The 20,426-nt window shown below is 40.2% G+C and carries 24 protein-coding genes; 22 read left to right on the plus strand and 2 right to left on the minus strand.

The annotated features are described in order from the left end of the window. The first annotated feature begins 74 nt into the window (after positions 1-74). From iolA to HCJ55_RS10810, 6 genes are all read left to right on the plus strand, one after another. The gene (gene iolA / locus HCJ55_RS10785) at positions 75-1,541 is read left to right on the plus strand and encodes a methylmalonate-semialdehyde dehydrogenase (RefSeq protein WP_185518144.1); all 1,467 of its coding nucleotides are present in this window, start codon (positions 75-77) and stop codon (positions 1,539-1,541) included. A gap of 12 nt (positions 1,542-1,553) precedes the next feature. Next, on the plus strand, positions 1,554-2,375 hold the full coding sequence (iolB, locus tag HCJ55_RS10790) for a 5-deoxy-glucuronate isomerase (protein WP_185518146.1): 822 nt from the start codon (positions 1,554-1,556) through the stop codon (positions 2,373-2,375). Positions 2,376-2,391: 16 nt separating this feature from the next. Then, positions 2,392-3,369 carry a 5-dehydro-2-deoxygluconokinase gene (iolC, locus tag HCJ55_RS10795; RefSeq protein ID WP_185518148.1) on the plus strand — a complete coding sequence of 326 codons (978 nt, stop codon included), beginning with the start codon at positions 2,392-2,394 and terminating at the stop codon, positions 3,367-3,369. 12 nt (positions 3,370-3,381) lie between these two features. Continuing rightward, positions 3,382-5,298, plus strand: a complete 1,917-nt coding sequence (gene iolD, locus HCJ55_RS10800) for a 3D-(3,5/4)-trihydroxycyclohexane-1,2-dione acylhydrolase (decyclizing) (RefSeq protein ID WP_185518273.1) — start codon at positions 3,382-3,384, stop codon at positions 5,296-5,298. Positions 5,299-5,432: 134 nt separating this feature from the next. Continuing rightward, the gene (locus HCJ55_RS10805) at positions 5,433-5,804 is read left to right on the plus strand and encodes an iron chaperone (protein ID WP_185518150.1); all 372 of its coding nucleotides are present in this window, start codon (positions 5,433-5,435) and stop codon (positions 5,802-5,804) included. A 93-nt stretch (positions 5,805-5,897) separates the two neighbouring features. Further along, entirely contained in the window at positions 5,898-6,266 is a 369-nt protein-coding gene (locus HCJ55_RS10810; protein WP_008946800.1) for a hypothetical protein, read from the plus strand. 23 nt (positions 6,267-6,289) lie between these two features. Here the strand turns inward: HCJ55_RS10810 and HCJ55_RS10815 are convergent, their stop codons facing one another. Further along, positions 6,290-7,405: a low temperature requirement protein A gene (locus tag HCJ55_RS10815; RefSeq protein ID WP_185518153.1), complete on the minus strand. Its 1,116-nt coding sequence runs from the start codon at positions 7,403-7,405 to the stop codon at positions 6,290-6,292. Between the two features lie 134 nt (positions 7,406-7,539). Between HCJ55_RS10815 and HCJ55_RS10820 the strand changes: the two genes are divergently transcribed. From HCJ55_RS10820 to HCJ55_RS10845, 6 genes are all read left to right on the plus strand, one after another. Further along, complete coding sequence (locus tag HCJ55_RS10820) at positions 7,540-8,205, plus strand: uracil-DNA glycosylase (protein ID WP_185503197.1); 666 nt, start codon at positions 7,540-7,542, stop codon at positions 8,203-8,205. 169 nt (positions 8,206-8,374) lie between these two features. Next, complete coding sequence (locus HCJ55_RS10825; protein ID WP_003741454.1) at positions 8,375-8,674, plus strand: NfeD family protein; 300 nt, start codon at positions 8,375-8,377, stop codon at positions 8,672-8,674. Beyond that, positions 8,671-9,615: a flotillin-like protein FloA gene (gene floA / locus HCJ55_RS10830; RefSeq protein ID WP_008946803.1), complete on the plus strand. Its 945-nt coding sequence runs from the start codon at positions 8,671-8,673 to the stop codon at positions 9,613-9,615. The genes HCJ55_RS10825 and floA overlap by 4 nt, the downstream gene beginning before the upstream one ends. Before the next feature lie 34 nt (positions 9,616-9,649). Continuing rightward, positions 9,650-10,099, plus strand: a complete 450-nt coding sequence (locus HCJ55_RS10835) for a hypothetical protein (RefSeq protein WP_008946804.1) — start codon at positions 9,650-9,652, stop codon at positions 10,097-10,099. A gap of 144 nt (positions 10,100-10,243) precedes the next feature. Then, on the plus strand, positions 10,244-10,927 hold the full coding sequence (locus HCJ55_RS10840; RefSeq protein ID WP_185518155.1) for an NlpC/P60 family protein: 684 nt from the start codon (positions 10,244-10,246) through the stop codon (positions 10,925-10,927). Between the two features lie 56 nt (positions 10,928-10,983). Further along, positions 10,984-11,409 (plus strand): GNAT family N-acetyltransferase, encoded by a 426-nt coding sequence (locus HCJ55_RS10845; protein WP_185518157.1) that lies wholly within the window; start codon positions 10,984-10,986, stop codon positions 11,407-11,409. A 2-nt stretch (positions 11,410-11,411) separates the two neighbouring features. On the opposite strand, the gene proC is transcribed toward HCJ55_RS10845, so the two are convergent. Beyond that, positions 11,412-12,212 carry a pyrroline-5-carboxylate reductase gene (gene proC / locus HCJ55_RS10850; protein WP_185504515.1) on the minus strand — a complete coding sequence of 267 codons (801 nt, stop codon included), beginning with the start codon at positions 12,210-12,212 and terminating at the stop codon, positions 11,412-11,414. A gap of 927 nt (positions 12,213-13,139) precedes the next feature. Between proC and HCJ55_RS10855 the strand changes: the two genes are divergently transcribed. From HCJ55_RS10855 to HCJ55_RS10900, 10 genes are all read left to right on the plus strand, one after another. Next, positions 13,140-14,354 (plus strand): LPXTG cell wall anchor domain-containing protein, encoded by a 1,215-nt coding sequence (locus tag HCJ55_RS10855; protein WP_185518159.1) that lies wholly within the window; start codon positions 13,140-13,142, stop codon positions 14,352-14,354. Between the two features lie 116 nt (positions 14,355-14,470). Further along, positions 14,471-15,121, plus strand: coding sequence for a GntR family transcriptional regulator (locus HCJ55_RS10860; protein WP_008946810.1), 651 nt, complete (start codon positions 14,471-14,473; stop codon positions 15,119-15,121). A gap of 41 nt (positions 15,122-15,162) precedes the next feature. Continuing rightward, a complete protein-coding gene (locus HCJ55_RS10865) occupies positions 15,163-15,762 on the plus strand; it encodes an efflux RND transporter periplasmic adaptor subunit (RefSeq protein ID WP_185518275.1) in 600 nt (199 codons plus the stop codon). A gap of 17 nt (positions 15,763-15,779) precedes the next feature. Continuing rightward, a complete protein-coding gene (locus tag HCJ55_RS10870; RefSeq protein WP_185503041.1) occupies positions 15,780-16,454 on the plus strand; it encodes an ABC transporter ATP-binding protein in 675 nt (224 codons plus the stop codon). Then, positions 16,451-17,617 carry an ABC transporter permease gene (locus tag HCJ55_RS10875; RefSeq protein WP_185518161.1) on the plus strand — a complete coding sequence of 389 codons (1,167 nt, stop codon included), beginning with the start codon at positions 16,451-16,453 and terminating at the stop codon, positions 17,615-17,617. Before HCJ55_RS10870 ends, HCJ55_RS10875 begins: the two co-directional genes overlap by 4 nt. Positions 17,618-17,635: 18 nt before the next feature. Beyond that, a complete protein-coding gene (locus HCJ55_RS10880) occupies positions 17,636-17,779 on the plus strand; it encodes a BH0509 family protein (protein WP_008946814.1) in 144 nt (47 codons plus the stop codon). Between the two features lie 70 nt (positions 17,780-17,849). Then, complete coding sequence (locus HCJ55_RS10885) at positions 17,850-18,332, plus strand: SRPBCC family protein (protein WP_185518163.1); 483 nt, start codon at positions 17,850-17,852, stop codon at positions 18,330-18,332. A 169-nt stretch (positions 18,333-18,501) separates the two neighbouring features. Then, the gene (locus HCJ55_RS10890) at positions 18,502-18,960 is read left to right on the plus strand and encodes a PTS sugar transporter subunit IIA (protein WP_008946816.1); all 459 of its coding nucleotides are present in this window, start codon (positions 18,502-18,504) and stop codon (positions 18,958-18,960) included. Next, the gene (locus tag HCJ55_RS10895) at positions 18,957-19,289 is read left to right on the plus strand and encodes a PTS fructose transporter subunit IIB (RefSeq protein WP_003723112.1); all 333 of its coding nucleotides are present in this window, start codon (positions 18,957-18,959) and stop codon (positions 19,287-19,289) included. The genes HCJ55_RS10890 and HCJ55_RS10895 overlap by 4 nt, the downstream gene beginning before the upstream one ends. A 3-nt stretch (positions 19,290-19,292) precedes the next feature. Beyond that, a complete protein-coding gene (locus HCJ55_RS10900) occupies positions 19,293-20,405 on the plus strand; it encodes a PTS fructose transporter subunit IIC (RefSeq protein WP_061105414.1) in 1,113 nt (370 codons plus the stop codon). Positions 20,406-20,426: the final 21 nt, after the last annotated feature.

Here is a 20,426-nt window from a genome sequence, read left to right on the forward strand (position 1 = left end):
TTTATTGGCTTAATATGGGGGTATAAATCGATTGATGGTTAACTTATGAGTAATTTTAAGTGGAGGGATTATTTATGGCAGATGTACGGAAATTAAAGAATTATATTAACGGTGAGTGGGTCGAGAGTAAGACGGATAAATACGAAGATGTCATCAACCCAGCGACGGGTGAAGTGCTGTGCCAAGTGCCGATTTCGACACGCGCAGAATTAGATCAGGCGGCTGTCATTGCTGAACAAGCTTTTGAAAAATGGAGCCAAGTTGCTGTACCAAGACGTGCGCGCGTATTATTCGGATTCCAACAGTTACTCATTCAACATAAAGAAGAACTAGCAAGATTAATTACACTTGAAAATGGTAAAAATTTATCCGAGGCACGCGGTGAAGTGCAACGCGGAATAGAGAATGTTGAGTTCGCGGCGGGAGCACCAACGTTGATGATGGGTGATTCACTGGCTTCGATTGCAACGGATGTGGAAGCGGCAAATTATCGCTATCCGGTTGGGGTTGTTGGTGGAATTGCGCCATTTAACTTTCCGATGATGGTTCCTTGTTGGATGTTCCCAATGGCCATCGCGCTTGGTAACTCGTTTATTTTAAAACCATCCGAAAGAACGCCACTTTTGATGGAGAAATTGGTGGAATTATTTTCCGAAGCTGGTCTTCCAAAAGGTGTGTTCAATGTTGTGTACGGGGCGCATGATGTGGTTAACGGAATTTTAGAAAACGAAATAATTAAAGCGGTTTCTTTTGTTGGTTCTAAGCCAGTTGGCGAATATGTATACAAAACTGGGAGCGCGAATTTGAAACGTGTGCAGGCTTTGACGGGCGCGAAAAACCATACGATTGTACTTAATGATGCGGATTTAGAAGATACAGTCACGAATGTTATTTCAGCGGCATTTGGGTCAGCTGGCGAACGTTGTATGGCGTGCGCGGTTGTCACTGTTGAAGAAGGAATCGCGGACGAGTTTCTAGCGGCACTTCGAACAGCCGCGCAAAATGTGAAAATTGGAAACGGGCTAGACGATGGTGTTTTCCTCGGCCCTGTCATTCGCGAAGAAAATCAAAAACGCACGATTGCTTATATTGAAAAAGGCATAGAAGAAGGCGCGAAATTAACAGTAGATGGCCGGGAGACTGGACTTTCTGAAGGTCATTTTGTTGGGCCGACAATTTTGGAAGAGGTTACGACGGATATGACGATTTGGAAAGACGAGATTTTCGCGCCAGTTTTATCCGTGATTCGTGTGAAAAATATCCAAGAAGCAGTTCGGGTGGCAAATCAATCTGAATTTGCGAATGGTGCTTGTATTTTCACAAATAATGCCAAAGCAATTCGCTACTTTAGAGAAAAAATCGATGCTGGAATGCTTGGTGTGAATTTGGGCGTACCTGCTCCGATGGCATTTTTCCCGTTTTCTGGTTGGAAATCATCCTTTTATGGAACACTTCATGCAAACGGCAAAGACAGCGTAGATTTTTATACACATAAAAAAGTAGTTACTGCGAGATATTCATTAAAAGGTTACGAAGAATAGGAGGGCGCGAACATGGGCAAACTGTTACGAAAACCATTAAATGAAAGAATAGCACCTGGCGTTACGCTTGTTCAAGATATTAACCAAGGAAACTCGCCGCTAAGTTACGTTGGATTTCGGTTGATTGAATTGGAAAAAGATGCCGTTTATCAAGAAACGTTGGATGGGCTTGAATGTTGTATCGTCGCGCTTACTGGAAAAATTTCGGTGAGTGAGGGCGACCATATTTTTCCGGAAATCGGCACAAGAGCGAACGTTTTTGAAAAAATTCCGACTGATAGCGTGTTTATTTCCGGTGGACGAGCGTTTCAAGTGAAGGCAGACTCTGAAAAAGCTCGTGTGGCGCTTTGCTATTCACCGGCTGATCGAGATTTACCGACAACGCTTATTAAAGCAAGCGATAATTCGATTGAGCAGCGCGGAAAATATCAAAATAAACGACTGGTACATAACATTTTGCCAGATGTGAGTGAGGTTGCGAGTAGTTTGTTGGTTGTGGAAGTGTATACGGATGGCGGGAATTTTTCTAGCTATCCGCCGCATAAACATGACAGCGATAATTTGCCAGCGGAGTCACTTTTGGAAGAAAGCTATTATCATGAAATTAATCCTGAGCAAGGTTTTATTTTTCAGCGCGTCTATACGGATGACCGTGCGCTTGATGAAACGATGGCTGTGGAGCACCAAAATGCAGTTATCGTTCCGGAAGGCTATCATCCTGTTGGGGTTCCGGATGGATATGATTCGTACTATTTGAACGTAATGGCAGGGCCGAAGCGGGTTTGGAAGTTCCATAACGATCCGGATCACGAATGGATTTTAGAGCGAGACTAAGAGGAGGACTTGGAGCATGAATCTTAAAAAACATAGTGAACGAAAATTTGATTTAATCACAGTAGGGCGCGCGTGCATTGATTTGAACGCGGTCGAATACAATCGTCCAATGGAAGAAACGATGACATTTTCGAAATATGTAGGTGGATCGCCGGCGAATATTGCGATAGGAACCGCAAAACTTGGCTTAAAAGTCGGTTTTATCGGTAAAGTTTCGGATGATCAACATGGTCGTTTTATTGAAAAATATATGCGTGATTTAGCGATAAATACGGATGGAATGGTGAAAGATACAGAAGGCCGCAAAGTTGGCTTGGCATTTACGGAGATTAAAAGTCCGGATGAATGCAGTATTTTGATGTACCGTGAAAATGTGGCTGATTTATATTTAGCGCCGGAAGAAATTTCAGAAGACTATATCAAAGAAGCCCGCGTGCTGCTCGTTTCTGGTACAGCCTTGGCGCAAAGTCCGTCGCGGGAAGCTGTTTTAAAAGCAGTTAGTTTAGCTCGGAAAAATGATGTGATTGTTGCTTTCGAACTGGATTATCGTCCTTATACGTGGAAAAACACCGAAGAAACAGCGGTTTATTATTCACTTGTCGCGGAACAGGCGGACGTGATTATTGGAACGCGTGACGAATTCGATATGATGGAAAACCAAGTCGGTGGCAAAAATGAAGCGACAAAAGCATATCTTTTCCAACATCAAGCAGAAATTGTCGTCATCAAGCATGGCGTGGAAGGCTCGTTCGCATATACAAAAGCGGGTGAAACATTCCAAGCGCAAGCATATAAAACAAAAGTACTTAAAACATTTGGCGCAGGGGATTCCTATGCATCGGCATTCTTATACGGTTTGTTTAGCGATGAAAGTATCGAAAAAGCGCTTAAATACGGAAGTGCGGCGGCTTCGATTGTGGTTAGCAAGCATAGCTCTTCGGATGCGATGCCAACTGCCGACGAAATTAAAGCGCTCATTGCGCAAGCTGAGTAGGAGGGGATTATGGTGACTGAAAAAACAATTCGACTAACTACCGCGCAAGCTCTGGTGAAATTTTTAAATCAGCAGTATATTGAAGTGGACGGGGAAATGGCGCCGTTTGTGGACGGGATTTTCACGGTGTTTGGCCATGGAAATGTGGTTGGAATTGGCCAAGCGTTAGAAGAAAATCCGGGTCATTTAAATGTGTATCAAGGGAAAAATGAACAAGGCATGGCGCACGCGGCAATCGCCTACGCAAAACAAAAAAATCGCAAGCGCATCTACGCGTGTTCCGCATCAGCAGGACCGGGTTCCGCCAACCTAATAACAGCAGCCGGCACCGCACTTGCGAACAATTTACCCGTATTATTCTTGCCAGCCGACACATTCGCAACCAGACAGCCCGACCCAGTTTTGCAACAACTAGAGCATGAGTCGAGCGCGGCGATTACAACCAATGATGGCTTCCAAGCAGTCTCCAGATATTTCGACCGCGTGCAGCGACCAGAACAACTCATGAGCGCCCTGATTCGCGCTTTTGAAGTAATGACCAACCCAGTGAGCGCCGGCCCAGCCACAATCTGCATCGCGCAAGACACAGAAGGAGAAGCATTCGATTATCCAGTCGAATTTTTCCAAAAACGAATTCACTATCTCAATCGGCAAATTCCAACGAAGCGCGAGCTAACCGAAGCGGCGCGACTCATCCAAGCTAGCAAAACCCCAGTTATAATCGTCGGCGGTGGCGCCCGCTATTCAGATGCTCGCGAAGAATTAATCACCCTTTCCGAGCAAAGCAACATTCCGCTCGTCGAAACGCACGCCGGGAAATCAACCGTTGAGTTTGACTTCAAAAACAACCTAGGTGGCACTGGAATCCTCGGGACGCTAGCTGCGAATAAAGCTATCCGTGACGCCGATTTGGTCATCGGAATTGGCACGCGCTACACCGATTTCACAACCAGTTCCAAAACCGCATTTGATCCAACAACCAAATTTATCAATATTAACGTCAGCCGCATGCAAACATACAAACTAGACGCTTTCCAAGTTGTCGGCGACGCCAAAGCTACCCTTGCCGAACTCGCGCCACTTTTAAAAGGCTATCAAAGCCAATTTGGTGACAAGATTGCCGCATACAAAGCAGAATGGCTCGCAGAAAGAACGCGACTACAAAACACGAAATTCAACCGAGAAGCTTTTACACCAGAAATCAAAGACCAATTCGACCAAGCCACCCTAAACGAATACGCCGACAGCTTGCAAACCGAATTCACGCAAACCGAAGCACTCATCACGATTAATGACACAGTGGCCCCAGATAGCATCGTCGTTTGTTCGGCCGGCTCACTTCCAGGCGACCTGCAACGACTTTGGAATCCAGCTGTTCCAAACACCTACCACCTAGAATACGGCTATTCCTGCATGGGCTACGAAATAAACGGAGCCCTCGGTGCAAAAATGGCCGCAGCAAACAACCAAGAAGTTTACTCCATCGTTGGTGATGGTAGTTTCTGCATGTCACACTCAGAACTACTAACATCCCTACAATACGGCAAAAAAATCAACATCATGCTTTTCGATAATTCCGGATTCGGCTGCATCAACAACCTCCAAATGGCAAACGGCAGCGACAGTTTCTTCTGCGAATTCCGCGATAGCGACAACCAAATTATGCAAGTCGATTACGCCAAAATTGCAGAAGGATACGGCGCAAAAGTCTATAGAGCCAACACCAAAGAAGATTTAATCAGCGCACTGGAAGACGCAAAAAAACAAACCAAAACAACTTTAATCGATATGAAAGTATTACCAAAAACAATGTCAGAAGGCTATCTTAACTGGTGGAATGTGGGAGTTTCCGAAGTTTCAAACAAAGCAAGCATCAAGCAAGCATACGAAGAAAAACAAGCAAATCTGAAAAATGCGCGACTATATTAAACTAAACAAAAAACAAGTCCAACGCAGGACTTGTTTTTTGTTTGCCACATCCAATAGCCACGCCTTGCATCGCCCTAGTTTTCCTTTATAATAAAAAGTAACTGTAAGATTATGTTTTAATAGGAGGAAATAATATGGAAGCTTTTGCAGAATATTTAGCTGAAATTGAAAATCCGGATCACCGCGCGCGAACACAAGAAGTTTTAACATGGGTGGCGGAAACTTTTCCAGACTTAAAGCCGGAAATCAAATGGAATACACCGATGTTTACAAAGAATGACACGTTCATTATTGGCTTCTCTATTGCAAAACAACATATGAGCGTTTCCCCAGAAGCGGCTGGAATTGAGCGTTTCGAAGCCGAACTTAAAGAGGCGGGTTATAGTCATACGAAAGGTATATTCCGAATCACATGGGCTAAACCAGTTGATTTTGATTTATTAACAAAAGTTATCGAGTTTAATATTCAAGATAAAGCAAATTATACTAGTTTTTGGCGTGTTTAAATGATTTTTAGTTACATTGTCGCGTAGTAAATCCAGATTTTTTATGCCATAATTAATAAGCTAAAATGTATTTTTATAAAAGAGTGGTGTGAAATGCGTATTTTTTGTGGGATTATGTCAATCCAAGCAGGTTTTGTTGGTGCTCTTGCTGAAATACTAAGCCCTGACAGTAAAAAAAATAACTTGTTTATGATACCGGAAGATCTTGCGGCGTCATCAGGCTATTTAATGTCATTAGCGATGATTTTAGCAGGAATTCTAATTATTTGTGCTTACCGAAACGATTTTCTAATATTTATGGCACTAGTTTTATGGCTCTTTGGACTTATTTTTGGACTAATATTCACCCCGAGCTATTCGGGCTTCTACTTCCGTCCAATCGTATGTTTAGTAAGCTTTTTAATGGGCCTATTTATTTTCACAGATTATACAAGACATCAGGACACGAGCGAGGAAAGGTGAGCGAAATGCTCATCTTTTTTTATTTACATTCGTGCCGACCGCGAAGTCCCAAACTGTAAACCAAAATCCACCAGTGCACAAACCAAAATACTCACAAAACTCACAAACAGCGGCAAATCACTATACAAATTAACAAAAAACAGCCCCACCAACAGCCCTAATAACAACGCATCTTTCCAAAAAGAAAATGTCACTTCGGCCTTTTTATGAGCAACAAAAACAAATTGCTTCGAGACAAAAAACACAGCTACAGAACCAAACAACAGCAACAACAGCACGTCTCGCTGCAAATGCCCCTCAAATAACAAATGCAAATTCACAGCTAGCAACATTACCGAAACAATAATAAAGAAATGCCCGTAAATCAAAAACTGCCCGTGAGTCTCCTTATGATGATCAACAATTTTCTCAAAGCTATAAAAATACGATGCCCAAAGCGTACAAATAATTAAAAAGCCAAGCAACGTATAACCAATCGTGTATAAATCAAGCGTGTGCCCAACTAATATGGTCGTAATCGCAACAATACTCTCACCAAAAGTAATAATAACAAACAAGCCAAAACGCTCAGCCAAATGCGGAAAATCAACTGGCACTTTTCGCAATATTTTAGACAAGAAAATCGGTAAAATAATATCAACAGCAATCCCAAGATACATCACTAAATAACGCGCAAATCCGTCAAAAAACACTGAAGTCGCCGTTGTCAAAACCCCAAGTAAAAAAACACTCCCAAGAAGCAGCGCCACTTTCTGCGCATTTCCCGTCAACTGCCTACTAATCACTAAATACTGAATAACCGTAATCAACCGAATTCCCAAATAACCAATCAAAAAAGTATAATACGTATTCGAAAATGTTAAATCAAAACTCGCCGTCATCAGAATCAAGAAAAACATTTGAGGTAACATATAAAGTTCAGGTAGTTTGATTTTTTTCCAAAAACGATTGAAAAACATCGTCTGACCAACCCATGCCCAAAACATCGGCGTCACCATTAATAAATACTCACCAAAATAAACAGCCGTTTTATCCGGATGATTATCAACACTCAGCAAAAGATGCGTCGTGGAAGCAACAGCAGTAACGAATATTAAATCAAAAAACAGTTCTAACCAAGACACTTTTCTTTCCGCCATTTTTCTTCACCCCACAATATTTTCTCTTTTAAAAAGTATACCACGCGAATTGCTTAGGCTTTTGACAGTTGCTTGCATCGACACGTATAATTGAAGGACAGAATGATTGAATTACTAGGATGGGAGAGAATAAAATAATGAAAACTTGGGATGAATTTTTAGCGCAAGAAGCAAAACAGCCCTATTTTATAGAATTAATGGAAGCAGTCAAGGAAGCACGAGCAAACGGAAACGTCTATCCGACAGAGGAAGATATGTTTTCCTGTTTCCGTCTATGTCCTTATGATAAAGTCAAAGTCGTCATTCTTGGTCAAGACCCATATCACGGTCCTGGACAAGCGCATGGCCTAAGTTTTTCCGTCCAAAAAGGCGTGCGAATCCCACCAAGCCTACGCAATATCTACAAAGAATTGAAAACGGACCTAGACATCGAACCAGCAGACCACGGCTATCTAGCCAAATGGGCGGAGCAAGGCGTACTACTAATGAACACAAGCTGGAGCGTGGCGGAAGGCAAAGCTGGTAGCCATAAAAAACTAGGCTGGGCAACATTCACAGAGCATGTTTTAGAAGAATTAAATAATTATGAGCAACCACTCGTATTTATTTTATGGGGCAATCACGCCATTAAGGTCGCAAGTGGGATCACAAACCCAAAACATTTACTTATTAAAGACGTCCATCCATCCCCACTGGCCGCGAGCCGAGGCTTTTTCGGAAGCAAACCATTTTCGAAAACCAATGAGTTTCTGGAGGAAAACGGAAGAACACCGATTGAATGGGACTTAAATAAGGCGTAAAAAAGTGTGCTATTCCAAAATTTTATTTCTTCTATAATATAGTTTTCTACAAAAGTGAAAAAATTTACATAATTCTTGCTAAAAGCTTTTTACATAAGGTTTCTTTCATGTTATGGTTATTACAGGAGAAAGTAAAATTTAAAAAAAGTTCCTAAAGAAGGTGACTAGTTTGAAGCATAATTTTACAGAAGATGACTTTGTTTATGGAGAATCATGGGGACTCGTGCATCGGGGGGTTTTAGAGGACAAAGAAGTAGAAAGAATGAAAGCGCTACGAGACAAAGTAGTAGGTAAAAAAGGCGTAGCACAAACGACGCTTAAGCCAATTGGTAGTGTCAGAATAGACGGAGAAGTCTATGAAGCTCGCTTAAAAACAGGTTATTTAGAAGTGGGAAAACCAATAATTGCAGTAGGTATCGATTTCGGGTACGTACTAGTCAATGAAGATATACAGGAGGGAGAAAAATGACAATGATTGGACCAATTATTATCGCAGTATTGATTATCATCTTTTTAATCGTATTTTTCACTTTAGTACCAGTGGGGTTATGGATTAGTGCATTATCCGCACGTGTACCAGTGGGACTAGGAACTTTAATCGGGATGAGATTACGTCGTGTTGTACCTTCTCGCGTTGTAAAACCATTAATTAAAGCAGTAAAAGCAGGATTAGACTTAGAAGTAAACCAACTTGAAAGTCACTATTTAGCAGGTGGGGACGTGGATAACACAGTTGATGCGTTAATCGCCGCACACCGCGCAAATATTGAACTAGATTTCAGCCGTGCAGCAGCTATTGACCTTGCTGGACGTGACGTACTTGAAGCAGTACAAACTTCCGTAACACCAAAAGTTATCCGTACACCTGAATTTACTGGTGTGGCGCAAAACGGGGTAGAAGTAAAAGTTATCACACAAATTACTGTACAATCGAACATTGAACGTATCGTCGGTGGTGCTGGTGAAGATACAGTTATCGCCCGTGTCGGTGAAGCCGTAGTATCTACAGTCGGTGAAACAAAAGAACATACAGACGTACTAGAAAATCCAAACAGCATTTCGAAAAAAGTTCAAGAACAAGGACTTGGAGACGGAACAGCTTATACAATTTTATCCATTGATATCGCCGAAATGCGTATCGGGGACAACATTAAAGCAAAACTAGACATCGAAAAAGCCAACGCTGATATGGAAGTTGCTCAAGCAGCTGCATCGAAACGTAAAGCAGAAGCGATTGCCCTAGAACAAGAAAACAGAGCAGCCGTAGTAGCCGCAGAAGCAGAAGTTCCACGCGCTCTTTCTCGCGCTTTAGAAGAAGGAAACTTAGGCGTAATGGATTACTACAAAATGGAAAATGTACAATCAGATACAGCTATGCGTGAATCGATTGCACACGAAGACGAAAAATAAACCTTGATCTTTTGCAAGAAAGAAGGTGTTTTCAATGGATTTAAGTGATTTTCTGAATAGTGGTTGGGAGAGTGTCTTAGTCGTTCTTGGGATAGTTGGTGTCCTTATAAATTTCCTTAGTAAAGCCGGTAAAGGGGCAGAAGAGGAAGAGGAGAAAGCGCCACAACAAAGACCGAAATTACGCACGACTCATCAAGCGAGCCATACTCAAATCACCAAAAAACCAGAAAAACGTAAAGTATCACAAGGTACTTTTACACAAAATAAAGAACAAGACAAAGTAATTGCCGAACAAAAGGCAACTCAAGAAAAAATGCTACGAGATATCCGCCGAGAATCCAATGTGGCCAAAGGAAAGAATCTAATTAAAAACACAAGTAATCATCCTAAAAAAGCCCGTAAATTACGTGGCAGATTACAAGAAGCAATAATTACGAAGGAAATCCTTGATAAGCCCGTTTCTTTACGGAAAAATCATTTATAAAAGTTGGCCCGAGAACTAGTTTCTTGGGTCTTTTTGTTGCTGTGTCTAATCTGTTACACAATAGCTTCAATTTTTAAAATCCCTGTATTACAACTGTAACATTGACCTGATATGCTGTGTGTATATAAAAAAGGGGTGCGTGGATTGAAAATAATAGCAACGAGAAGAAAGATTTTTTTTGCGTTTATAGCTTTAATGATTTCTTTTTCAGTACTATTCTTACCAACAACTAACGCATCAGCAGCAACAACATATAAAATGACGATAACGGCTGATGTAAATATTCGCACAGCAGACAACACAAATGGTAAAGTCATCGGGTTATACAAAAAAGGCACAACAGTTACTTTCACTGCAAAGACGAACAATAACTGGTATAAAACAACATATAACGGTAAAGTAGGGTATGTTTCAGGTAAATGTGTAACTACATATAAAGCACCTGTTGCAACAACACAAAGTTTTACCGCATTAAATAACGAAGCAAGAAAACACCTTGGCAAACGCTACAAAATTGGCGCAACTGGCCCAAGCTGCTTCGACTGCTCCGGTTTCACACAATATGTCTACTCGAAAGGCATCAAAAAATCACTTCCAAGAACAGCCAAACAACAATACACTGCAGCTAAGAAAATTAAAGCAAACGAACTAAAAAACGGCGATCTGATTTTCTTTAACTATGGTAAAGGCATCGCGCACGTTGGAATCTATGTCGGCAATGGCAAAATGCTTAATGCCCAAAATAACGGCGTGAAATATGACACCATCAAATCTGGCTACTGGAAAAAATACATTGCCGGCTATGGTCGCGTAGCAAACTTAAAATAATCTCACCAAGCGTCACTTTCTAGTGATGCTTTTTTGTGTGAAGGAGGAACTGAAAAATGGAATATACAATTAAAGAAATGCCACTTGAAGAATTAGAGTCACGAGTAATTGAAGGGCTTTTGGAGCATAAAGAACGGCTAGGCTACGATATCCCCAAAAGAGATACTGTGCATATTGGCTTTGCAGCACTAAACGAATCCGGGGAAATAGTTGGTGGGGTAACAGCTAAAATCAGCTACGGGGAATTACATGTTTCCCTTCTTTCCGTCGATAAAAGCACACAAGGAACAGGCGTCGGAACAGCGTTAATGGAACAAATAGAAAGATATGGTAGAGCAAATAACTGCCACCATATCTCATTAACAACATTTAGTTACCAAGCCCCAGATTTTTATAAAAAGTGTGGTTTTACCGAGCTTGGACGTGTAAAAGATTTTCCGCTAAAAGGGGAAGAAAAGTATTTTTTCATTAAATATCTGTAATCTTACATAGAGCTGTTTTTTTGTGCTGCAGCTTGGACTGCGTTGATTACGGCTGAACGGAAGCCATTATCTTCCAGTGATTTCACGGCTTCAATCGTTGTTCCGCCGGGAGAAGTAACCATATCTTTAAGTTTCCCTGGATGTTCGCCCGTTTCTAAAACCATTTTTGCAGCGCCTAGGACGGCTTGTGCGGCGAATTTATACGCTTTATCACGTGGCATGCCATTTAGTACTGCGCCGTCTGCTAACGCCTCTATGAACATATAAACATAGGCTGGCGAAGAACCACTAACACCGATGACCGCATCCATGAGGTTTTCGGACACTACTTCTGCCTCTCCAAAACTAGCAAAAATAGCGGAAACTTCATCAATTTCTTGTTGCGTTACATTAGCATTTGGCGAAATAGAAGACATTGCTTCACCGACTAATGCTGGTGTATTTGGCATTACTCGGACAATTTTAGTCTCCGCAGAAGTTAATTCTTCTAAGTCTTTGATAGTAACGCCTGCTGCTACAGAAATAACGATTTTTTCTGGTGTTAACTTATTTTTTACTGTAGTTAAAATTTCTGGGATTGTATAAGGTTTCACCGATAAAATGATAATATCTGCTTGTTCTACGAGTTTTTCAGTATCTGTTGTTAACGCAAGGCCATTAAATTCCGTTTCAAGCGGTTTTAGTTTTTCGATGTTCCGACCGCAAACGATGATGTTTTCTCTTGCTATTAAATTAGCTTTTGCTAATCCTCGAATCATTGCTGTACCCATATTACCTGCGCCTATAAAGCCGATTTTTGTCATGCTATTTTTTCGCTCCTAACCAAATCATTTTTTTCTATTATCTCACGTTACACGGCTTTGTCCAGTTTTGCGATAATAATCATAAAAGTACCTTAGTGAATCTTGCTAGGGTACTTTTTCGCGTGGACGATTGTATTTTTCACTAGAGAAAGTCTAATTATGTACAAAATCAGTAAAGACGTTTGTGGAAAACGTTGTTGTAGCAACGATTTGGCTTGGGAGAATAAATAAATGTAGCGAAAATGTGTCAAAAGCTGCTTGCTTGACAACAAAAAATAAACATTTTTCTGATAATTGTCCTCAAATATGCCAATCTGAACGACACGGGAAATTAGATTAGGATACTATTTTTGGAGCAATGTTTTTAAAGTTTGAAAGCGCTATAAATGGCGTTTTTATCAGCTATAATTAACTTTGGATGACAGTCCCAACTACATAATATTGCGAGGTGAAAACGATGAATTTCTTTCTACAATTATTAGGTAACTTCTCTGGAGCTTTAAATTTCCCAGACGTAACAGGAGTAATTAACAGCCTAATCAAAGCTATTTTTGGTTGATTCTAACAAAATAATACGTAAAGGAGGCTACTACACATGAATTTCTTTCTACAATTATTAGGTAATTTTTCGGGAGCGTTTAATTTCCCAGATGTAACTGAAATCCTAAACAACCTAATCAAAGGAATCTTCGGTTGATTTTAAAAAAATAAAAATAGGAAAGGAGGCTACTAAAGATGAATTTCTTCCTACAATTATTAACTAACCTTTCTGGCGCTTTACGTTTCCCAGATGTAACTGAAATCCTAAACAATCTAATCAAAGGAATCTTTGGTTGATTACCAAGTAGAATACGCTGAAATATAGGGTTAAGACTTTCTTAACCCTATTTTCTAATTAAAGATGTAAAAAAGGAGGATTTTAAATCCATGAAAAAAATAATCGCGATCATTACAACAGTTGCGCTACTATCAATGGTTGTTTTTAACTTCGCCCCAGGTATTATTGCAAAAGCAGCAAACACTTCAGAAAGCAGTTTGACATACAAAGATGTACGAGGTGGTTTTTACTTTGTTGGTTATGAAAATGTCCAACTTGAAAAAGGCAAAACGTACAAATACAAAGTAGCTTATGAAGCAAATGTTGATATGACAATGACAGATACAATTACAGGACAATCCGCAAAAGCGGGACTATTTGTACCAAGTTCTTCCGGTGTAGCACTTAACAACAACGCCGTAACTCGTACACAAGATAATGTAATGGACGTAGCAAATGATGATAGTAAAGTTTTCACACATACATTCGAATTTACGGCAAATGAAGATACAAAAGCAGACATTGGCGTGTTCGCGGGTGCAGGATCCGTTTTACCAACAACGCCAGAAACGTCGCTAATTTGGAAAAACATCACTGTGACAGACGAAACACCAGCAGAAGCCCCAACAGCCCCAGTTATTAATGCAGAAGATAAAACAATCAAACAAAATGAAACGTTTAATCCTCTAAATGACGTAACTGCAACGGATAAAAAAGATGGTGATATTACAAGTGCTATCCAAGTTACAAAAAACACCGTCGATACGACTAAAAGTGGCGAATATGATGTGGATTACAAAGTAACAAACTCAAGCGAAATCACAACGCTAAAAAGCATCAAAGTAACCGTAACTAAAGAAGCTACAACAGCAAATACAGCTCCAGTCATCAATGCCAAAGATCAAACAATCAAAGTAGGCGACCTATTTAATTCGTTAAAAGGTGTTACCGCAACGGATAAAGAAGATGGCGACCTAACAGCAAAAATCAAAATAACAAAAGACACAGTGAATAATACGAAAAAAGGTGTTTATCAAGTCACGTATACTGTAACAGATTCTGGTAACTTATCAGCAACGCTTACAATTAAAGTGACTGTAACACAAGATTTAACGCTTATTATAGAGCCAATCAAACTGATTCAAAGTGGAACACCAAGCGATCCTACAAAGCCTAAGCAAGCTGCTGGAAATGCAGAAACAGCGAATGTAAAAGCAAGCAAAATACCAAAAACGGGTGACAATTCGATGGTTTGGGTAGTTCTTGCTGGACTTGGTTTAGCTACAGTCGGCATTACCACGTATCGCAAAAAAGCAAATAGATAAATTATCATGGATGAAAAGAGTATTTTAAGTTCGATACTCTTTTCATTAACTAGATGATAAAATGGCATTATAAAGCTGTTTTTAAGAAGTTTTACATAGGGAGAGGGGAATCAGTTATGCCGAAAATTGCTAAAGGTGACCGACTGGAAAATGTAGCTTTTGAGTACATCAAGAACAAAATCACAACGGGTGAGTATCCAACAGGGTATCGTGTAGTAGAAGCGAAATTATCCCAAGAACTAAATATGAGCAGAACACCGATTAGGCGAGCGATTATCAACCTGTGCCATTCCGGTTTTTTAGTTCATCAATACAACCGTGGTGCCTTCGTTCAAAACACAGAAGTAACGATTACAGAGTTTTTTTCACGGATGAAATTAGTCGAACTTTTAATGTATGAAAGCACGGAAAAATTAGTCTTACGGGAAGATTATGTTGTAGTAGATGACATCATAGAAATAGCAGAGAGCGTCATTCAATATGAGAAAAATAGAGAATACGAATTAATGCGTGGTGCTTTTGAAGATTTTATTTGCGCGTTTATTGGCAAATTGAATAATGATTATTTTAATAGAGTAATTCAAGATTTATGGAATGAAATAAATGATAATGCAACAAAAGAAGTACGGCTAATTATTGTTTCGGCAAGTGATCGAATTGCTGAAGAATTAGCGCACATGATTGCTATTTTAAAATCATGGGATTACGAACAACTAAAAAAATGCTTTCAACACATTATGAATGCAATGATCTTAATTGCTTTTTAAAGAGAGGTTTTTAACTATTGAAAAAAATAAGCTGGGTTATCATACTGATTATCATTGGTGCATCAGTTAGCTATTATTTTATAAAAGAAAATGAAACAAAAACGCCGCAAACCATTGACTACAAAACAGTCGAGGCGAAAATAGCAGATTTAAGTGTCTATGTTTCCGCAGAAGGACACATCGTCAAAAAAGAAAATGAATGGCCTGAATATGAAGATTTTGCGGCCCGAATTATGGTAGACGAATTAGAAATCAACCAAATAAAAGAAAAACAAACAGCTAACGTACATGTCGAAGCAGTAAATGATAAAGTTTACAAAGGAAAAATAACTGATATCAACGAAAAAGGAGTCATAAACGGGTCTGTAACTTCCTACGCAGTAACTATTAATCTGGAAACCGAAACTAATTTAAAAGAAAATATGTCCATTAGTGCAGACGTGCTTGTAGCGCTAGAAAAAAATGTCCTAACAATACCAATTGAAGCGGTTCACACGGATAAATCAGAAAAAAATTACGTCTATATCGTAGACGCCGATAAACAAAAGAAGCAAGTTTGGATTGAAACGGGCAAACATAATACCAAATCTATCCAAGTAGTAAAAGGACTTACTGCAGGGCAACTTGTGATTATTCCTTAGATGGAGGCGAAAACAACATGATCCAACTATTCAACATTTCAAAATCCTATCAAATGGGAGAAAATACTGTCAAAGCATTAGATAACGTATCCCTTCAAATCAAACAAGGCGAATTTTTGGCGATTATCGGACCATCTGGCTCTGGAAAATCAACATTAATGAACATCCTTGGTATCCTTGATAAAGCAACTTTAGGCGAATACTATCTCAACAAAGTAAATCTAATGCGAATATCCGACAAAAAAATAGCTAAAATTAGAAATAAGAAAATCGGCTTTATTTTTCAGCAATTTAATTTAATGCCACGGCTCACTGCTTTTGAAAATGTCGAATTGCCGTTAGTATATCGCGGCGTCCGTAAAACTACCCGAAAAAAAGTAGTAGCAAAAAGTTTAGAGAGAGTTGGCTTATTAGATAAAGCGAAACATTTACCCGCGCAACTTTCAGGAGGGCAACAGCAACGCATCGCCATCGCTCGAGCCATTGCCGGAAGCCCTGAAATATTACTAGCAGATGAACCAACAGGAGCGCTAGATTCAAAAACCGGAGAAGAAGTAATGATGTTACTCAAAGAAATTCATAGAGAAGGAAATACATTAGTTATGATTACACATGATAAAGAAATCGCCGAACAAGCCGAACGAATCATAGAAATAAAAGACGGAAAACTCCGTGAATGGAATGAATTATGAGCCTTTTTCAGAGTGTGAAATTAGCATTAAAACAACTATTATCCGCCAAATTTCGCACATTTTTAACGATGCTCGGAATTATTATTGGTGTTTTTTCGGTTATACTGCTTGTTTCGATTGGTGAGGCGATATCGAAAAATGTCGCTACCCAATTAGGCGATATGGGGAGCAACCTGGTGTCGGTTAGCTTTTATTCAGATAATCCTAACGACAAATTTACTTATAAAGACGCGAAAAGTCTTTTAAATGGAGCTGAAATTGGCTCGCCGGAAGTGATACAAACAAAGGAAGTTAGAACAAGTGACAAAACTGCGAGCAATCAAGTGACTGGAATAACGGAAGATTATGCCAGCATCAAGAATTTGGCAGTTGCGTCAGGTCGATTTTGCTCGAATGTCGATGTTCGTTATGCCCAGAAAGTAACAGTTATTGGCTCGGAAATTGCCAAAACCTATTTCAAAAATCAAAATCCGGTCGGAAAGCATCTGCAAATCGCTGGTGCCAGATATATGGTCATTGGTGTTTTGGAAGAAAAAGGCGAGAGTCTCTTTGGATCAGCAGACGAGAAACTGTTTATCCCAATTACTTCCGCTGAACGACTTTTTAAAACGGATTCTGTAGATTTATATTATGTTCAAACGAATAATACGGAGCAGGTTCCGGCGGGAGTTAAGCGAATAGAGCAGAAAATGAGTCAGCTTTTTCCGAATAATAAGGATGCGTATACGGTGGTGAATCAACAACAGGCGCTGGATACATTTGATAGCATTACGAGTACGCTTACGATTGGACTGGGGGCGATTGCTGGGATTTCGCTACTCGTTGGCGGGATTGGAATTATGAATATTATGCTCGTTTCTGTTTCGGAACGGACCCGTGAAATTGGGATTCGAAAGGCGATTGGTGCGGGTCCTGGCGATATTTTAATGCAGTTTTTGATTGAAGCGATTGTGCTTAGTTTGTTAGGTGGCGGCATCGGGATTTTATTAGGCGTTTTTTCTGCGCAAATGGTTACGGTCGTATCTAGTTTTGAAATGCATGTTTCTGCTTCGACAATTCTTTTAGCAGTTGGGTTTTCGATGTTTATTGGCGTGGTGTTTGGCGTAGTTCCAGCACGGAAGGCATCGAAAAAAATGCCGATAGATGCGTTGCGAGCGGATTAACTAAAGGAGGCGTTTGGGATGGAAGTAGAACAACAAGCGGACGATACTTGGGTTTTAGTTGAAATTGTCAGCCTTGTGACCAATGTGGAACGACACAGGTTAAGAGAACTTAGTTATGCAGAGTTAGAAGATTTATACGAGCGCGTGGTAGTTGAACGTTAAACGAGTCCTACTTTTTGCGAGAACGATCAATCTATGCGAAAATAAAAGCAAATTAGCGGGAGGGATTTTGATGGATGAATCAATCACGAAGCAAGATGCTGGCGGGGCGGTAGTGGAATTTGAACTAGAAATAAACGCAGCAGTTGCAGCAGTTTTCGAATTATTAACAACAAATGAAGGCTTGGCAAAATGGTTTGATGAACTTGAAATAGGCGAGCTCGGCGCGGATGGACATTTACTTTTTGTTATGACGCTTGAAGAAAAAATAAAGATGCCAATTCGCGGGTTGGAAGTTAACCAGAAACTTGCTTTCGAGTGGGATCAAGATGAGGTTGCCTTTGAACTGAATGCCACTGCGACGAATAAAACGAAGCTAACATTCACAGAACGTCTCACTGCAATCACCGAACATAGCCCGAGAGATATTTCTGGTTGGCATATTTGCTTGAAGAAATTACAAGCGAGCGCAGAAGGAAAAACATACGATTTTAATAAAGCGGAGTTCGAATCACTTTTTGCCAAATATCAAAAAGAACTAAATATCGAAAAATAAATCCTTTAGAAAAGCCATAAATGAAGCCGGAAACGCTTTGTTTATGGCTTTTTTCTGTGTAAATTAATCTTTTTCCACTTTAACTGGAAATTCCTTATGTTCAAAAAAGTAATCGGTTTCATTAGAATGTAATTGTAAGCAAGGCATTGAAAAAATACGGGGTGACGAAATGATAGTATCAGAAGAACAATTATTTTTAAATCAGCATCTAAGCACAAAAGAAGAAGTGCTAGCTTTTATTGCAGACAAGGCGGCTGAAATCGGTATCACGACGAATTCAGCACAAGTGGAGCGTGACTTATGGGCACGCGAAAAAGAATACGCAACTGCGGTACAACAATTAATCGCCATTCCACATGCGAAAACGGAGGCAATATCGGAAGCGAAACTGCTTTTCATTCGTCTCGTTGAACCGATTGATTGGGAGTCAAAAGAAGGCTTTAAGGCACAAGCCATTTTTGCAATATTAGTTCCAGCAAGCGAGGCCAGCCAGCAACATCTGAAAATTTTATCCAGTGTGGCTGTGAATTTACTAGAAGAAACGTTTCAAGAACAAATTTTAACGATTAAAACGGAACACGAACTGATGGATTACTTGAAAGATAATTTGGAAGGAGAATTGATATGAAAGTTGTAGGAGTTACGTCATGTATCGCAGGACTTGCGCATACACCAATGGCAGCAAAGGCATTAGAAAAAGCGGGAGTAAAATTAGGTCACGATGTCAAAATTGAACAACAAGGAGCAATGGGAACAATCGATGAAATCACACCAGCTGAAGTGAGTGCGGCAGATGTAGTTATTATCGCGGCAGATAAAGTGATCGACGGGGAAGAGCGTTTCAAAGGAAAACCAGTCGTTCGTGTGAAAATTGGTCAATGTGTCGCAAACGGGGAAGCGGTGTTAAGTAAAGTTGTTGCAGCAATTGAAGCACGCAAACAAAAGGAGGCTAATTAAGTCATGAAAGGGAAATTAAACGAAGCAAAAGACCATTTAATGTCGGGGATATCGTATGCACTACCGGTCATTATTGCAGGGTCGCTTGTTGTAGCTGTTGCAAAATTGATTGGGATTATCGGCGGGGTTACAAATCTAGATGCTTACGCTGATGCAAGCGGGTTTTATCATTACGTTTACTTATTTCAAAATGTAGGTTGGGCGGCAATTGGCTTACTTAACTTAGTACTTGCGGGATATATTGCTTATTCAATCGCTGGAAAACCGGCGCTTGCTGCTGGTTTTGTCGGTGGTGTCTTGGCTACAAGTACAAATGCTGGTTTCTTAGGTGCTGTGGTCGCTGGTTTCTTCGCCGGTTGGTTAACAAACTGGGTGAAAAAACATGTTCGTATCACTGGACCAGCTGCTAGTTCTTTACCGCTAATTATTTTGCCACTTATCACGGTTGGTGCCACGGGGATACTGATGTCACTTATTCTCGGCGGACCGCTTGGATGGTTAAACCAAACGTTACTTGATTGGGTAACAGAAATGTGTAAAAACGATACAAACGTTATTATTCTAGCACTTATTTTAGGAGCAATGATTGGATTTGACCTTGGTGGACCTGTAAACAAAGCCGCTTGGATGGCTGGGAATGCGCTATTTATGAGTGGGATTTATCTACCTTCGATCATGATTAATGTCGCAATTTGTATTCCGCCACTAGGCTACGGAATCGCAACACTTTTACGCAAAAAGAATTATTCTACTACCTTTAAAGAAGCTGGAAATGGCGCGCTAATCATGGGGCTAATTGGGGTCACAGAAGGTGCGATTCCATTTACACTACGCAGCCCGGGTAAATTAATTCCGCTAAATGTGATTGCCTGTGCGATTGGAAGTGCCGTAACAATGGGACTTGGCGCTTATGTAAAAATGCCGCCAATCGGTGGAATGTATGGTTTCTTCACCATTGGTAACGGCTGGGCTTACTTAGTTGGTGGTCTAGTTGGAGCGTTTATTATTGGAATTTGCGCGAACTTATTCGTCAATTTCACAGAAGAAGAAACAGCAGCTGCAGACGATGCTATTGACGATATCGATATTAGTTTTGACGAAATAGAGATTAAATAATAGTTGGAGGATTTAATTAAA

Origin of the sequence: Listeria marthii (assembly GCF_014227425.1) — a bacterium.
Lineage (GTDB): Bacteria > Bacillota > Bacilli > Lactobacillales > Listeriaceae > Listeria > Listeria marthii.

What these genes read in the sequence shown, in the direction of transcription:
- iolA (WP_185518144.1), top strand. Translation starts at nt 75, where the DNA reads ATGGCAGATGTACGGAAATTAAAGAATTATATTAACGGTGAGTGGGTC.
- iolB (WP_185518146.1), top strand. Translation starts at nt 1,554, where the DNA reads ATGGGCAAACTGTTACGAAAACCATTAAATGAAAGAATAGCACCTGGC.
- iolC (WP_185518148.1), top strand. Translation starts at nt 2,392, where the DNA reads ATGAATCTTAAAAAACATAGTGAACGAAAATTTGATTTAATCACAGTA.
- HCJ55_RS10805 (WP_185518150.1), top strand. Translation starts at nt 5,433, where the DNA reads ATGGAAGCTTTTGCAGAATATTTAGCTGAAATTGAAAATCCGGATCAC.
- HCJ55_RS10810 (WP_008946800.1), top strand. Translation starts at nt 5,898, where the DNA reads ATGCGTATTTTTTGTGGGATTATGTCAATCCAAGCAGGTTTTGTTGGT.
- HCJ55_RS10815 (WP_185518153.1), bottom strand. Translation starts at nt 7,405, where the DNA reads ATGGCGGAAAGAAAAGTGTCTTGGTTAGAACTGTTTTTTGATTTAATA.
- floA (WP_008946803.1), top strand. Translation starts at nt 8,671, where the DNA reads ATGACAATGATTGGACCAATTATTATCGCAGTATTGATTATCATCTTT.
- HCJ55_RS10835 (WP_008946804.1), top strand. Translation starts at nt 9,650, where the DNA reads ATGGATTTAAGTGATTTTCTGAATAGTGGTTGGGAGAGTGTCTTAGTC.
- HCJ55_RS10845 (WP_185518157.1), top strand. Translation starts at nt 10,984, where the DNA reads ATGGAATATACAATTAAAGAAATGCCACTTGAAGAATTAGAGTCACGA.
- proC (WP_185504515.1), bottom strand. Translation starts at nt 12,212, where the DNA reads ATGACAAAAATCGGCTTTATAGGCGCAGGTAATATGGGTACAGCAATG.
- HCJ55_RS10855 (WP_185518159.1), top strand. Translation starts at nt 13,140, where the DNA reads ATGAAAAAAATAATCGCGATCATTACAACAGTTGCGCTACTATCAATG.
- HCJ55_RS10860 (WP_008946810.1), top strand. Translation starts at nt 14,471, where the DNA reads ATGCCGAAAATTGCTAAAGGTGACCGACTGGAAAATGTAGCTTTTGAG.
- HCJ55_RS10870 (WP_185503041.1), top strand. Translation starts at nt 15,780, where the DNA reads ATGATCCAACTATTCAACATTTCAAAATCCTATCAAATGGGAGAAAAT.
- HCJ55_RS10875 (WP_185518161.1), top strand. Translation starts at nt 16,451, where the DNA reads ATGAGCCTTTTTCAGAGTGTGAAATTAGCATTAAAACAACTATTATCC.
- HCJ55_RS10880 (WP_008946814.1), top strand. Translation starts at nt 17,636, where the DNA reads ATGGAAGTAGAACAACAAGCGGACGATACTTGGGTTTTAGTTGAAATT.
- HCJ55_RS10885 (WP_185518163.1), top strand. Translation starts at nt 17,850, where the DNA reads ATGGATGAATCAATCACGAAGCAAGATGCTGGCGGGGCGGTAGTGGAA.
- HCJ55_RS10890 (WP_008946816.1), top strand. Translation starts at nt 18,502, where the DNA reads ATGATAGTATCAGAAGAACAATTATTTTTAAATCAGCATCTAAGCACA.
- HCJ55_RS10895 (WP_003723112.1), top strand. Translation starts at nt 18,957, where the DNA reads ATGAAAGTTGTAGGAGTTACGTCATGTATCGCAGGACTTGCGCATACA.
- HCJ55_RS10900 (WP_061105414.1), top strand. Translation starts at nt 19,293, where the DNA reads ATGAAAGGGAAATTAAACGAAGCAAAAGACCATTTAATGTCGGGGATA.